Source organism: Halorubrum amylolyticum (assembly GCF_004114995.1).
GTDB classification, from domain to species: Archaea; Halobacteriota; Halobacteria; order Halobacteriales; family Haloferacaceae; genus Halorubrum; species Halorubrum amylolyticum.
This window is the reverse complement of the sequence record NZ_SDJP01000005.1, coordinates 18,047-30,970: the sequence shown is the minus strand read 5'-3', so window position 1 is coordinate 30,970 and position 12,924 is coordinate 18,047. Positions and strand designations below refer to the sequence as shown.

Here is a 12,924-nt window from a genome sequence, read left to right as displayed (position 1 = left end):
AATCACACTATGACACGAAACAACACTGGTGCGTCGATTATTGGTTGGGGAGAAACCGACTTCGGTGAGGTGCCTGACAAGGACTATAACGATCTGAACGAACAGGCTGCATATGAGGCAATGGAGCAGGCTAATGTAACACCAGACGAGGTTGACGGAATTATTGCAGCACCACCTATCGGTGGTGACGAACTTGGTGCTGTTGGCGCCTCTGCGCTCGCCGAACACCTCGGGTTGATGCCGGGGCTCAAGTACGGTTCAATGCAGTCGATCGGGGGGGCGTCCCACATACAGCACCTCCTGCAAGCCGCCGAGGCAATCAACAGCGGACTCTGTGAGAACGTATTGGTGCTTGCGGCAGACAACATGGCGACCGGGCTCGGTCGTGATGCCGCTGTCGAGGCGATGGCTGGCGCCGGACACGGGGAGTTTGAGACACCATATGGACCGTTGATCCCATCGATGTACGCGTTGGCCGCTCGCAAGCACATGGAGGAATATGGGACGACCCAAGAACAACTTGCGAAAATCGCATCGATCGAATACGAGCACGCGTCGTTGCAGCCGAAAGAGCGTGCCCAAATTAACGAGTCGAAGACTGTAGAGGAGGTACTCGAGTCGCCGATGATTGCGACTCCACTGACATTAGATCAATGTTCGCTCGTCAGCGACGGCGGAGCCGCCCTCATTGTGACGGACAGCGAGAGTGCCCACGCTGACCATGACACACCAATCGACATCTTGAGCGTCGGGGAATATGACACGCACGAATCGATCCATCAAATGCCTGACCTCACTACCACGGGGGCACGCCAGGCCGGCAAGCAGGCGTTCGCCGCCGCCGACGTCGAGCACGACGACCTTGATGTGATCCAGATCTATGACTGCTTTACAATCACCGTCCTTGAGGTTCTCGAAGATCTTGGCTTCTGCGAGAAAGGAGAAGGCGGTGAGCTCGTCGAAAGCGGTGAACTGGAACTCGACGGGAAGTGGCCGATGAACACCCACGGCGGGGAACTTGCACAGGCGCATCCCGGCGGTCCCGGTGGCCTGATGCATATTACCGAAGCTGTTCGTCAACTCTGGGGCGAAGCAGGCGCGACTCAGGTCGAGGACGCCGAAACAGCACTGGTCCACGGCAACGGCGGAATACTATCGACTCAAACCGTTGCGATTCTAGAGAGAGGTGACTAACCAATGAGCGATACCACGAAACCCGACGCACCGGAACCAAGTAACGCTACACAAGAGTACTGGAAAGCAACTACTGAGGACCAACTCGTCCTCCCATACTGCCTGGACTGCGAGGATTATTTCTTCTACCCGCGGGGGTACTGTCCCAACTGTATGTCGGCGAACATCGAGTATCGCGAGGCAAGTGGAGAGGCCGAACTCGTCAGCTATACGACCGTGTATCGCCCCCCTGCACCCAGCTTACAGGAGCGCGCGCCATACATCAACGCGATCGTCCGATTGGAGGAGGGTGTCCAGATGATGTCCAATATCGAGGCCGAGAGTGAAGAACATCTCGAGGTCGGCATGCCCGTCGAAGTGACGTTCGTCGAAACGAGTGGTGAGTATAAGCTTCCGTACTTCGAACCTGCTGGGGGTGAGTGATGATGAGCGTAGACAACGTGGAAGACGTCGTCGGTCGACAGTTCCCGGGCGGCGAATTTACGGTTGAACGGTGGATGGCCTACCTCTGGGCCGACGCCACGCGTAACGACGACGATGCCTTCAGGCATGAGGAGGCGGCCAAGGAGGTTGGGGCAGATGCGCAACTCGTCCCGCCGGAGTTCGGTATGCACATCGCGATGGAGGGGTCAGGGGCAGGTATTGAGGGTGCGCTTGAGGGGTTGGATATCGACTGGGAGTCCGGTGTCTTTCACGGCGAACAGTCGTTCACGTTTCACCAGCCTCTGGTCGTCGGCGAAACGTACAGTGTCACAGGCGAGGTTGCCGATGTAGAGCAAAAGGAGAAGTTCGATATCCTGTCCTTGGACTACGAAGCAACCGACACCCAAGGGAATCCAGCGTTTAGAACCCAAACGCGCATCATCATAACGCATTAGACATAATAAACGTACTAAAATCATGAAATTCCAGGACATTACGATTGGAGACACGGTGGCAGAAAAGTCGTTTGAGGACGTACCAGCAAAGAACATGGAAATCGTGACCGCACTCATGGAGGATCCGAACCCGATTCACTTTGATCGCAGGGCAACTGAGCAGATGGGTCGGCCAGGATTAGTGAATCAAGGGCCGATTAACATGTCATATATGACACAGGCTGCGCTTGCGGTGGCCGAGTCGCCGACCGATCTCACGTCACTCGAGGCCCGATTCGAGGAGAACGTGTTCGAGGGCGACGACGTGCTCGCCACCGCAACTGTCGACGAGAAATACGAGGAAGACGGAGAGGGCTATGTCAACCTCGGCCTCCTCCTTGAGAAAGCTGATGGGACAACCGCTGTTACCGGTACTGCGACCGTTCGGCTTCCCAAGGGTGAGTCGGTATGACTACCCCACTATCTGACATCACAATATTGGATGTCACCGAAGAGTACAATAGCTATGCCGCAAAGTTGTTGGGCGATGCAGGAGCGGACGTTATTAAGATCGAACGTCCTGGTGGAGATCCCGCCCGAGACGTGTCGCCTCATGTCGAAGGTGAGTCTGCTTTCTTCGGATTCTTAAACACGAGTAAACGTAGTCTCGTGTTGAATCCGGCGACTATTGATGATCGCGAGACACTTCAATCGTTGGTCGAGGCGGTCGATATCGTCCTCGAGGACCATCTTCCCGAATATGGGATAGATCCGGAGAGACTACCGGATATGACGGATACGATCGTCATCTCAATCACGGGATTCGGCCGGTCCGGACCCTATGCAGATTTCGAAAGCGTCGATCTGGTCGAGGCGGCAATGGGCGGGATGGCCTACCAAACTGGGTATCCTACTCGTCCCCCAACCCGTCCAGGATTGTCGGCCTGCTCGTATTTCGGGGCAACAGAAGCTGCTCTTAGTGCTCTCATGGCGCTTGAGACTCGCGATCGTGCCGGTAGTCAACACGTGGATGTCTCCAAACACGAAGCAATCGCTGCGCGCATAGAGAGCACACACACAGACTACACATACAATGACACGGTCAGTCAGCGGACTGGAAACAAGCACGCTCAACTACACCCAGCTGGCGCCATCTATGAGGTCGAAGATGGGTTCGTCTGTGTGTGTATAGTTGGAGGGGCCGTTGAGGGGCCGCTTGGCGGAGCAGATCTGTCAATGTGGGAGCCGTTCTGTGAGGCCATCGGACGTGAGGATCTTCTTCAGGACGAACGATTTAATGCTCTCCCAGATGAACAGGTTCCGGGTGGGGCCAAGCGTCTGAAGAACTCGGACGAATTCGATGCCATCCTGGAGGAGGAACTGGCGGACTGGACAACTGATGAATTCTATCATGCAACGCAAGAGGCGGGTATCGCCAATTCTGTTGTAGCGACTTCTGCCGACCTATTTAGCAGCGATCAGCTAGCCTCGCGCGGATTCCTGACGGAGATCAAATCACCGTCTGGCAAACAAGTAACGATGCCACAAGCCCCATATAATTTCTCGGGTAGCGATATCGAATCAACTAGTCCTCCTGCACCGAACGAACATGCCGAGGAAATAGAAGGAGAAATCCTCGACGACGAAAACACAAGAGAGCGGTCAGCGCAGTCCCCCAGCGATACCGTGAGTGCAGCCGATACTGAGATTGCGATTGACGGGGCCCTTGACGGGATCCGTGTTCTTGATTTCACTATGGTGTGGGCAGGGCCACATTGCAGTGTTCAACTTGCCGATCACGGTGCGGAGGTCATCAAAGTCGAGTCTGCAAAGCGTACTGAAATCACTCGATCCGTTGGCCCATTCTTGGATCAAGACGCAGGCGATCCAGTTCACGGTGAAGACCGAAGCGGATACTATCAGACCGAAAACCGGGGTAAGTATAACCTTTCAGTTAACCTTCAAACAGAAGCAGGGACTGAACTCATTAAGGAAATCATCGAGAAAGGCGATATCGACGTAGTAGTTGAATCGTTTTCTCCAGGCGTCATGGAGAATCTGGGGCTTGGTTATGACGAATTATGCGAGATCAAGGATGATTTAGTGATGTGTTCACTATCTGGATATGGCCAAGAAGGCCCAGAGAGTCACTACCGTGCATATGGTCCAAGCCTTGAAGCCCACTCCGGACTCGCACACGCAACTGGTTTCTCCGAGGATCCTCCCGTCCGAACCGCTATCTCCTTTACTGACCCCCTCGCAGGATTACACGGTGCATACGCAATTATGGTTGCACTTCACCATCGCAATAAGACCGGCGAGGGTCAGTACATCGATCTCTCACAGCGAGAGGCTGGTGCCATATTAACCCACCAAGCGGTGACACGATATGACATCGAGGGTGAGGTTACCGGCCGAATTGGGAATCGTGACGAACGTGACCGGATCGTCCAGGGTATCTATCGTTGCGGAGAATCAGAGGTTCGGGACGATGTTGAAGAATGGATAGGGATCGCAATTCGCGATAATCAGGATTGGGAAGCGTTCGCTGATGTGGTTAACGCTAAATGGACTACCAACGATGAGTTTGCGACGCAGGACCGACGGTTGGAGAATCACGACAGGCTTGACGAGCACATCGAAGAGTGGACCCAAGATCATGACCGGTACGAGCTAATGGAACGGCTCCAGACGGTTGGCGTTCCTGCTGGTGTCGTGCAATCAATGAAGGATCTCATCGAAACCGACGTTGCACTCCAGAAGCGGGGATTTTGGGAGATGATAGACCATCCGGTTGTCGGTGAACACCCATACCCCGGGGCACTTCCCCACTTCTCCAAGACACCTGGTGTAATCCAGCATTATGCACCTATGCTCGGACAGCACACGCGCGAGGTACTCTACCGACTTCTCGACATCTCGGGCGAGCGAGTTGCCGAACTTGAAGAGAGAGACGTTCTTACATAAGAAAACCACCAAGTCGTGATGCTCCGTTGCGCAGGTATTCCCCCTGGGGATTAGATCGCTGATTTCAGGGATTTGGACGCCGTCCGGTGATATGGGGCGTCTCAGAACCCTCGCACAGACGGTTTTATAAGTTCGCAACGAACCACATAGCAGACCAAGACGTACCCGACGTCGCCGGCGGCTAGTTAGGGCTCGCCGCCTGCTCTCTTTCTCCGACTGTATCGGAGCGAGGCATTGTCGTCGTCATCTAGGGATTCACGCAGCATCCAATGAAGCTGATGCTTTGAACACCGAGGCACTATCTAGTTCAGCGAGTTTGAGACAGTCCGGTCTCGTGCGTGCGCGGAGACGAATCCTCGAAGGGATGCGTCGTGTTCCTCGTTCGTCGGTGATCTCGACGTTCTGAACACATCCAGGACGTCGACACGCGCGTCTGCTTGGAGGAGACCGATGAAGTCCTTCCCACAGTTTTTCAGCGTGCAAAACCGCTCATAATCGAAGTAGCCCCGATCGAAGACATAATTTGACAAGTCGAGGTCTTTGCAGACCTCGACGTCGCTCTGAAGATGGTCGAACTGTGTCGGCTCGCGCATTACGCCCGGCGTGATTGTGTCGCCAAGCGGGAACTTGACGTCGCCATCAACACGTGCAGCAACATTGAGATGGAGGCCTTTCTCACCCGACTGAATCACTCGTCGAATCTCAGTGTCATCACTTTCGCTAGCAATTTGGATCGAACAGGAGATGCTCCGATTCATCGCATCAGTAGCCACAACCGCTCGTTCAAGTCAATCGAGTCGTTTGCGTTGGACGCTACGCTGGTGGTAGCACTGGGGCGCATCCGTGTTCGGTTAAGACGGCAAATCAAGAGACTGCGCTTGATTGACGAAGCTATCGTTGTAGACCGCGTGGGGAGAGAATGTGCTAAACCAACTCTCCCCTGATCTCATACGACGGCGGTTGACTTCCCTGTTTCCCGCCGAGCTAATCGAAGACATCGCGCACGAGCGCGATGTCGTCCAGCGTGACCGGAAGATCGACATCACGATGCTCGTCTGGACGCTGATTATGGGCTTCGCCGTCGACGGCGAAGCCCGCACCATCGCCGGATTCCAGCGTGCGTACTCCGCAGCAACCAACCAAACCGTTGCCCGCTCAAGCTTCTACGATCGGTTCACGCCGGCACTTGCGACACTGTTGAGCGACCTCCTCGAGCACGCTCTCGAGGAGGTCGCGGTTCCGCACACCATCGCGCCACGGTTCGAGCTGTTCCGAGAGGTGTTGATCGCCGATACAACCGTCTTCCGGTTGCATCGGCTACTCAGCGAGTTTCCGGCGACTCACCCGGATCAATCCGGCGCGAAACTCCACGTCGTGCAAAACGCGACCAAGCAGACGATCGAGCAGTTCCAGCTCACCGGCGAACGCACCCATGAGAGCAGCCAACTCCGTACCGGGAGTTGGCTGCGAGACCGGCTGTTGCTGTTCGATTTGGGCTTCTACAGTTTCCGCCGGTTCGCATTGATCGACGAGAACGGCGGCTTCTTCCTGACTCGGCTGAAGTCGAACGCAAATCCGTTGATCGTCGGAGAGCGACGGAAATGGCGCGGACGCGCCATTTCCTTGCCGGAGCGTCATCTTCGTGATGTTCTGGGAGACCTGACTCGAGAGCTCATCGACGTAACCGTGGAGATCGAGTTCAAACGGCGGGCATACGCTGGGAAGCAATCAGCAGATACGGTAGAGTTTCGCGTCGTCGGTGTCCGCAACGAGGACACCGACGACTACCATCTGTACGTGACGAATCTGCCCGATGCGTTCACGCCGAGGCAGGTCGCGGCGTTGTACGGGCTGCGGTGGGAGGTGGAGTTGCTATTTCGAGAGTTGAAATCGCTGTATGGGCTGGAGAAGTTCCAGACGAGCGATCCAGCAATCGTGGAGCTGCTGGTGGTGGCGGCTCTGCTGACGCTGACGGTCAGCAGAGCCTTGCTGGGCGTGTTTCAAGAGCGGTTTCCTGAGACAGTGTTCCCGCGAGAACGCTGGGCGAAGACCTTCCGGTCTGTCGCCCAGCTCATCCTCGAAGATCTGGCCCAGTCGTTCGGGTATCCGCCGCCGAACTTGGCGGAGGTGATGTTCCGTGATGCTCGTCAACCAGAGAAATCACGGCTCTTACTGAGCGAACGAGTGGCTGAAGCCTTCACGAGGCCGTCTAATGCTTAACCGAACACCGATGCACTGGGGCGAATGAAGCAACTCAAAGAAGAGTCGAACGACCGCGCGGTAGTCGCGCCCGTTCGTCAGTCGCGAGAACGTCGAGCTAGCCATGTACGCCAATTCATCGTGCGTGTCGGTTTTCTCCGCAAGTTCAGCGGGTGAGTCGGATGGGTGGATTCCGTCGAAGATGGCAACTTTGAGGTGGTTGTCGAAGTCGTGTTTCGCGGTGTACGTTCCGATTTCGAAGTCGTTGGCAATGGACCCGCTGTCGACTACGTCGAGCAGCGAGTACGATGCAGCTCCGACGGTTGATGGGGAAGCGCTCTCGATCGGTTCGTCGACCTGTGTCCCCATCATAGGGCCCTCACCCGGACTTATCTACTCGAAACGGGACAGCTCGAGAAATGGTTTTAGACGGTGACGATGCGAATCGACCACTTTCATTCGTTCTGGTGGGGCAGTCAAGCCAGCGCTCGCTGCTGGTTACGACGGTTCAAATACCACTACAACCACGATCGGCCAAACCAAGCGCTAAATGGACGAACTCCTGTCGAGGAGGTGCTCAACTAGACTGTGCCTTCAGGGATTGACAGGTAGTGTTTAGTTTGGAGCATTGTGCCAGCAAGCGAAACTCTGGAGCCAATTTTCGGCTGTTTCCGGCTTGACGTGGCTGAAGCAGTTCGAAAACGACGAGGTTCGACGTTTCAGCTCTCGAAAAATCCGTTCGACAGCGTTCCGATTTCCGTGGCGACACATCTGAAATCGGAGTCCAGTTCGTTGCAGTGCAGTTTGGAGGTGTTGAGCGCCATCGACGAGAAAGACGGCAGTTTCGACATCGTGTTTTTGCCGAAGTTCGCGCAGGAAAATTTCTGTGAGAGTGGTCGTAGTCATCGCAAATAGCCGGACGTGAAGCAGTTCGTTCGACTGCGGATCGGCGGCGGCGTACAGCCAGAACTGCTGATCGTTGATCCGAATCACTGTTTCGTCCAGCGCTACCTGATTCGGTGATTTACTCGAATCTGGCTGTAGATCGGCTTTCTGCACCCAATCGTGGACGGCTTTGCGACTGCGTTGGACACCCAGATCTTCGAGTAATTCGGTGGTATTCGATAGCGAGAGGCCCGCAACCTGCGATTGAATACCCAACGCCATCGCTGGCTCGGGTGTCCGCACGCGCTCCACAAAATCCGCTGAGGCGTGTGATTTCTGCCATGGACAGCTGAAATCACTCTCGCCTCACTTTTCACGCTTAACTAAACACGACCGAATGACACACCATTAAATTTATATTCTAAACACAACATCCTACATGAGAAATGAACAGCTCAACCATTAAGGCTGATAAACGCGGGAGGACTGGTCGGATTGTACTGGACCGTCCCGAGGTCCTTAATGCTCTTTCACCTGATATGAACCGGGAAATCCGCGAGGCAGTCAAGAAATTCTCCCAAGATGATGACATTCATGTATTGGTTATCACCGGTTCGGGGAATGCGTTTTGCTCTGGTGCTGATCTAGAGTGGCTTGGGAACCAAGCCAATTCTGTAACAGAAGTTAAGGACATAATGAGCTCATTCCACCGGACGATCACGGAAATACACGAGTGTCCAATGCCAGTCATTGCAGCCGTAAATGGGGCTGCCGTCGGCGGAGGATTTAGTCTAGCGTTACTAGCCGACATTATACTTGCGTCCGATACCGCATTTTTTGAGCACTCGTTTGTCAGAATCGGCCTGATTCCAGATCTCGCCAGTATGTACTTTCTCCCTCGCAAGATAGGATCACAAAAAGCCCGGGAATTGTTTTTACGGGCGGAACGAATTGATGCGGCAACGGCCAAGGAAATAGGCCTCGTTGCAGAGGTAACAGAGTCAGAGGAGTTCCCGGATTTGGTCCAGCAATGGGCGACAGAACTTACAGAACTCTCTCCTGGAGCGCTCAACAGGACCAAAGCTCTTCTCAATCGAAGCCTCACAACAGATCTCCAAACATTTCTACAGCTTGAGGCTAATGAGCAAGCTCAGCGGATACAGTCAGAAGATCACCAGACTCGCGTAAGCAGTTTTCTCGAAGGTGAGAACTAAATAAACTGGTTACGTCGAAGAATCAGTACCTCACAAAGCGTTCCCGATTGAATGCTGTTGAGGCGTGAGTTCAACGTCAGAAATCCAGATCGATCCATCCGACTGCATCAGTCACACCGATGAACGGAGAAACCCGTGGTAGTCGGCTGCGTTCAGCCGCCGACACGACAATGTTGTCACTTATCGAACGACCACCCCAGTCAGCGAGTACCGTTGGAAGTGGTCGTCAGGTGGACGATTAAGGGAACAGCTCGCCAAAGGCTCGAGAACCTCACCAAGGAGGTGTGGCGGTTAGAGCAACAGGACTCTCCAAAAGCAGCGGTATACCTCCGGAGATGGGCAGAAGCGACCGTGACGTTCGCTGGATTCGCAGTTGAGGGACAGGAGATACCGTGGACGTCGAACATGGTCGAACGAGCATGGATGAGATCTCGAAGTGGTGTGAAAACCAGTGGATGCGATGGACAGAATCTGGCTTTGAATCACTCCACTAGTTCAATCTCGTGAGAGAAGCTGACCTCGAGCAGTTCGCTGTGTTCGCCGACGAACTGCTCGAGTGCTCAGCCAAAACAACCATCACTATGAGCTCCAGGACATCGACATCACTGACGAAGCAGGAACGCGATACATCTGTGACGAGTTGATTGAACTCGCCGAGACCGGCGAAACGTTTCGGCGAATCGTGTTCGAGGACGTGGATGGAGAGGAGATAGCGTATTTGACGACGCTATCTCCTGCGGATTATGATCCTGTGGATGTGATGGACATCTACACGCTTCGGACACTCATCGAAATTCTGTTTCGTGAGCTAAAGCAGTATACGAACATCGAGAACTTTCATTAACAATCGGTGAACGGCGTCTTGTTCGAGTTTATTCTGTACGTTGATTGGCTACGTCCTGGTTGAATGGTTCCGGCACTGCCACCCGCTGCGGGGTGGCGTGCCGGAAGCGATCCGTATGATCCGAACACGGTGGAATCAGTCGCGTCGGGCCTACGGATGAATCACTCGAAGACACGGTGAGAGCGCCGCCGCAGGAGCGGCGGCACTCTCCCCAGGAAAGGAATACATGAGCGTGTCATAGAAAGCCTCCCGTGGGAGGCCGCAGGGTTTGGAAACTGTGTCCAGCAGTACCAACGCCCTGCAAGACGTAGCTTCGATAGACGACTTCTTGAATGCGGCGGCTACCGAGACAGTACCGCTGTTCGAGTATCTTGAGTTCGAGTTTCTACTGGAGTACGACGTGTTCGCCCCCTCGAAGCGGGGGCGAACACGAGTGCATCAGCCGCCGGATCTCTTTCGTGGCTTTCTGCACTGCTACTACGAGGATGTCTACGGCACTCGTCCGGTCACGCGAGAACTCCAGCACAGCCTCGTCTGGTACTACTGCGGACTCGACAAACCGCCATCCAGAGACACGGTTGACCGCTTTCTTACCGACCTCGAACACGTTATTGACGATGTCTTCGACAGGCTCATCGAGCAGGCCGCCGTCCGCGGCCTGCTCGACTCCACGTACTCCATCGATTCGACCCACATCGAAGCGATCCAATACAACAACGCTGCGTCGTGGAACTACGATCCAACAGCCGAGGAGTACTACTACGGTTTCGGCTGTACGATCGTCTCAACCGGCGCAAAGATCCCAATCGCAGCGGAGTTCACACAGGCCAAACAAGCAGACCAAGAGACGGCGATGCGCGTCACGCGTGACGCGCTCGCCGTCGATACACCAATCTGGATGCTTGGAGACAGCGCCTACGACATCCTCGATTGGCACGACCACCTGCTGGCCGCAGGGGTCGTGCCAATCGCTCCGTACAACCCGCGAAACACTGACGACCCGAAAGATATCGAGTACAGGGTCGAAGACCGCATCGAGGAACACAGCGAGGACGTTCGGCTGAAACAATCCACCTTGGACGAGACGTACAACAACCGGACAGGAGTCGAACGAACCAACGACGCAGTCAAGGACTGCGGCCTCGGGCACGTTCGCGCCCGAGGCCGCGTCCACGCACGAACAGAAGTTTCGTTGCGCTCTGCCTGCGGCTCGTCGTCGCCATCACCAACTACGAGCGAGGAAACGAACCGGGCTGCGAGAAGCTATGAGTTGGATTCTATGACACGCTCATATCTAGTATTAAACCTGAGTTTGAACTCTCCCAACTGGTCGATTAGGTCTTCTTTTGATTCGTACTCAACCGATCATTTCGCAATCTGATGGATTGCTGCCTTCCCGTCGTTTTTCGCTCGATAGTCTTATCAAGTCGAAATAGGACAGTTTTCGATGAGGTTCCGGTCGGTATAGTCCACCCGACCGTTCAGTCCTAATCGAGCGAGGGCAGTCCGATAACCGAACTGATCGACCAGAATCACCGCATCGGAGAGATCGTGTTTCTCGCGGAGTCCATGCAGAAACGCCGCCGCAGGGTCGGTTCCATGCCGACCGAACAATGCGACGTCGAGAATCAACTTCGTGTCGAGGTCTATTGCAGCATACAACCAAGACCATTCTCCGTTAATTTTGACAGCAGTCTCGTCAACCGCGGCCCTTGACGGCTTCGCCGTCGGCGGATCAGGAACGCTGTCTGCCAGCCAATGTACCCACTGCCAAACTGCTTGGTGAGAGCGTTCTACGCCCAATTCCGCGAGAACCGTTGTTGTCTCTCTGAGCGAACAACCGTCCGCTCACGCTCCCAAGATTCATCAAAATCCGCCGCATAGCTCTCGCTGAGCAGGTCTGCGAGCATTGTCCCAAACAAACTCAACGACCTGCTCACTTCTCAAACTGGCTTAACTAGACAGTGCCTCACTATGGAATTGTCAGTTGATGCTACCAGAGATGGGCCCGAGACGACTTTGTGACGAGACCCAAATCTTGGCGGCGGTAGATGCGACAAAGCGTCACGTGGTTATGATCACCTACAAAGAGATCGACGATCTGACCCAAACAGACGCCACCGCACTGTACGGATTTCTAGAAGTTGGGCCTCGAAATGGTTTACCCGCCTCGAATGGCTCGTTGGCGGCCCGTTCGAGGAGATTCTCTACGACAAACCACGAGAGGGTAGACCATTCGAATTCTCTGAGGGACAGTATGAGCAGTTCGTTGATGCTCTTCACGGGTCACCCGAAGAAGTCGGAGACGACGCGCTCGCGTGGTCTGTTACCGTTGGTGCTTCACTACTTCTCTGAGGAATTCGACGTTGAGTATTGTAAACGCCACGTCCAGCGATTGATGTCCGAGGCCGAGCTGTCTTCCAGAACAAACTGGTCAAAGTACCACAAATCCGACGAACGAGCACAGGAAGCCTGGCAAGAAGACTTCAAAAAACGCGACAACCTGGATGATGAATACACAAGCCTGACCATTGATCAGATGCGACAGGTTCTCTTAACGTTGATCTATGCGTGGTTTCTAGAGGGAGAGCGCCCGCCACTCCCAGTGGCGGGCGCGTAGGACATCATCAAGCAAGCTACTCGATGCAGTCCGTGATTTCGGCGAGACGTTCTATCTGCCTCCAGAACCGCAAACGCAGGGCGGAGTCCTGCGTTCGCTTGACCGTTGAGAAGTAGTTTTATCAACTAAGAGCACCATGTACCT

General features: G+C 54.6%; 10 protein-coding genes and 6 pseudogenes. 12 read left to right on the top strand and 4 right to left on the bottom strand.

What is annotated here, in order from left to right; genetic code table 11:
* The first annotated feature begins 9 nt into the window (after nucleotides 1-9).
* The 5 genes from ESO89_RS06390 to ESO89_RS06370 are packed head-to-tail and all read left to right on the top strand — an operon-like array spanning nucleotide 10 to nucleotide 5,018.
* Nucleotides 10-1,194 (top strand): thiolase family protein, encoded by a 1,185-nt coding sequence (locus ESO89_RS06390; protein ID WP_128904761.1) that lies wholly within the window; start codon nucleotides 10-12, stop codon nucleotides 1,192-1,194.
* Nucleotides 1,195-1,197: 3 nt separating this feature from the next.
* Nucleotides 1,198-1,617 carry a Zn-ribbon domain-containing OB-fold protein gene (locus ESO89_RS06385; RefSeq protein ID WP_128904760.1) on the top strand — a complete coding sequence of 140 codons (420 nt, stop codon included), beginning with the start codon at nucleotides 1,198-1,200 and terminating at the stop codon, nucleotides 1,615-1,617.
* Between the two features lie 2 nt (nucleotides 1,618-1,619).
* Nucleotides 1,620-2,072: an FAS1-like dehydratase domain-containing protein gene (locus ESO89_RS06380; RefSeq protein WP_164932756.1), complete on the top strand. Its 453-nt coding sequence runs from the start codon at nucleotides 1,620-1,622 to the stop codon at nucleotides 2,070-2,072.
* Nucleotides 2,073-2,094: 22 nt separating this feature from the next.
* Nucleotides 2,095-2,523, top strand: a complete 429-nt coding sequence (locus ESO89_RS06375; protein WP_128904758.1) for a MaoC/PaaZ C-terminal domain-containing protein — start codon at nucleotides 2,095-2,097, stop codon at nucleotides 2,521-2,523.
* A complete protein-coding gene (locus ESO89_RS06370; protein WP_128904757.1) occupies nucleotides 2,520-5,018 on the top strand; it encodes a CaiB/BaiF CoA transferase family protein in 2,499 nt (832 codons plus the stop codon). The genes ESO89_RS06375 and ESO89_RS06370 overlap by 4 nt, the downstream gene beginning before the upstream one ends.
* 302 nt (nucleotides 5,019-5,320) lie before the next feature.
* Here the strand turns inward: ESO89_RS06370 and ESO89_RS06365 are convergent, their stop codons facing one another.
* Nucleotides 5,321-5,776 carry a hypothetical protein gene (locus ESO89_RS06365; protein ID WP_206731732.1) on the bottom strand — a complete coding sequence of 152 codons (456 nt, stop codon included), beginning with the start codon at nucleotides 5,774-5,776 and terminating at the stop codon, nucleotides 5,321-5,323.
* Nucleotides 5,777-5,939: 163 nt separating this feature from the next.
* Here ESO89_RS06365 and ESO89_RS06360 point away from each other — a divergent pair, with 163 nt between their 5' ends.
* Nucleotides 5,940-7,238, top strand: a complete 1,299-nt coding sequence (locus ESO89_RS06360; protein ID WP_128904756.1) for an IS4 family transposase — start codon at nucleotides 5,940-5,942, stop codon at nucleotides 7,236-7,238.
* Here ESO89_RS06360 and ESO89_RS06355 read toward each other — a convergent pair.
* Nucleotides 7,188-7,589, bottom strand: coding sequence for a hypothetical protein (locus ESO89_RS06355; RefSeq protein WP_206731731.1), 402 nt, complete (start codon nucleotides 7,587-7,589; stop codon nucleotides 7,188-7,190). The two genes, ESO89_RS06360 and ESO89_RS06355, sit on opposite strands and share 51 nt — an antisense overlap.
* Before the next feature lie 39 nt (nucleotides 7,590-7,628).
* Here ESO89_RS06355 and ESO89_RS06350 point away from each other — a divergent pair.
* A pseudogene (locus ESO89_RS06350) lies at nucleotides 7,629-7,802 on the top strand (integrase core domain-containing protein); the annotation flags it as partial.
* Between the two features lie 30 nt (nucleotides 7,803-7,832).
* Here the strand turns inward: ESO89_RS06350 and ESO89_RS06345 are convergent.
* Nucleotides 7,833-8,414 carry an IS6 family transposase gene (locus ESO89_RS06345; protein ID WP_128904755.1) on the bottom strand — a complete coding sequence of 194 codons (582 nt, stop codon included), beginning with the start codon at nucleotides 8,412-8,414 and terminating at the stop codon, nucleotides 7,833-7,835.
* Nucleotides 8,415-8,548: 134 nt separating this feature from the next.
* Between ESO89_RS06345 and ESO89_RS06340 the strand changes: the two genes are divergently transcribed.
* The 4 genes and pseudogenes from ESO89_RS06340 (at nucleotide 8,549) to ESO89_RS06325 (ending at nucleotide 11,429) form a co-directional block, all read left to right on the top strand.
* Nucleotides 8,549-9,316 carry an enoyl-CoA hydratase/isomerase family protein gene (locus ESO89_RS06340; RefSeq protein WP_128904754.1) on the top strand — a complete coding sequence of 256 codons (768 nt, stop codon included), beginning with the start codon at nucleotides 8,549-8,551 and terminating at the stop codon, nucleotides 9,314-9,316.
* A 255-nt stretch (nucleotides 9,317-9,571) separates the two neighbouring features.
* Nucleotides 9,572-9,960, top strand: a pseudogene (locus ESO89_RS06335) (ISH6 family transposase); the annotation flags it as partial.
* Nucleotides 9,906-10,320 (top strand): annotated as a pseudogene (locus tag ESO89_RS18910) (transposase); the annotation flags it as partial. The pseudogenes ESO89_RS06335 and ESO89_RS18910, both read left to right, overlap by 55 nt.
* A gap of 117 nt (nucleotides 10,321-10,437) precedes the next feature.
* Nucleotides 10,438-11,429, top strand: a pseudogene (locus ESO89_RS06325) (transposase).
* 174 nt (nucleotides 11,430-11,603) lie between these two features.
* Here the strand turns inward: ESO89_RS06325 and ESO89_RS06320 are convergent.
* Nucleotides 11,604-12,070: pseudogene (locus ESO89_RS06320) on the bottom strand (IS6 family transposase); the annotation flags it as partial.
* Between the two features lie 92 nt (nucleotides 12,071-12,162).
* Between ESO89_RS06320 and ESO89_RS06315 the strand changes: the two are divergent.
* Nucleotides 12,163-12,847: pseudogene (locus tag ESO89_RS06315) on the top strand (winged helix-turn-helix domain-containing protein); the annotation flags it as partial.
* Nucleotides 12,848-12,924 lie beyond the last annotated feature (77 nt).

Bases quoted from the DNA above. Each gene is read 5' to 3' on its own strand.
- ESO89_RS06365 (WP_206731732.1), bottom strand. From the start codon at position 5,776: ATGAATCGGAGCATCTCCTGTTCGATCCAAATTGCTAGCGAAAGTGAT.
- ESO89_RS06355 (WP_206731731.1), bottom strand. From the start codon at position 7,589: ATGATGGGGACACAGGTCGACGAACCGATCGAGAGCGCTTCCCCATCA.
- ESO89_RS06340 (WP_128904754.1), top strand. From the start codon at position 8,549: ATGAACAGCTCAACCATTAAGGCTGATAAACGCGGGAGGACTGGTCGG.
- ESO89_RS06375 (WP_128904758.1), top strand. From the start codon at position 2,095: ATGAAATTCCAGGACATTACGATTGGAGACACGGTGGCAGAAAAGTCG.
- ESO89_RS06380 (WP_164932756.1), top strand. From the start codon at position 1,620: ATGAGCGTAGACAACGTGGAAGACGTCGTCGGTCGACAGTTCCCGGGC.
- ESO89_RS06385 (WP_128904760.1), top strand. From the start codon at position 1,198: ATGAGCGATACCACGAAACCCGACGCACCGGAACCAAGTAACGCTACA.
- ESO89_RS06370 (WP_128904757.1), top strand. From the start codon at position 2,520: ATGACTACCCCACTATCTGACATCACAATATTGGATGTCACCGAAGAG.
- ESO89_RS06390 (WP_128904761.1), top strand. From the start codon at position 10: ATGACACGAAACAACACTGGTGCGTCGATTATTGGTTGGGGAGAAACC.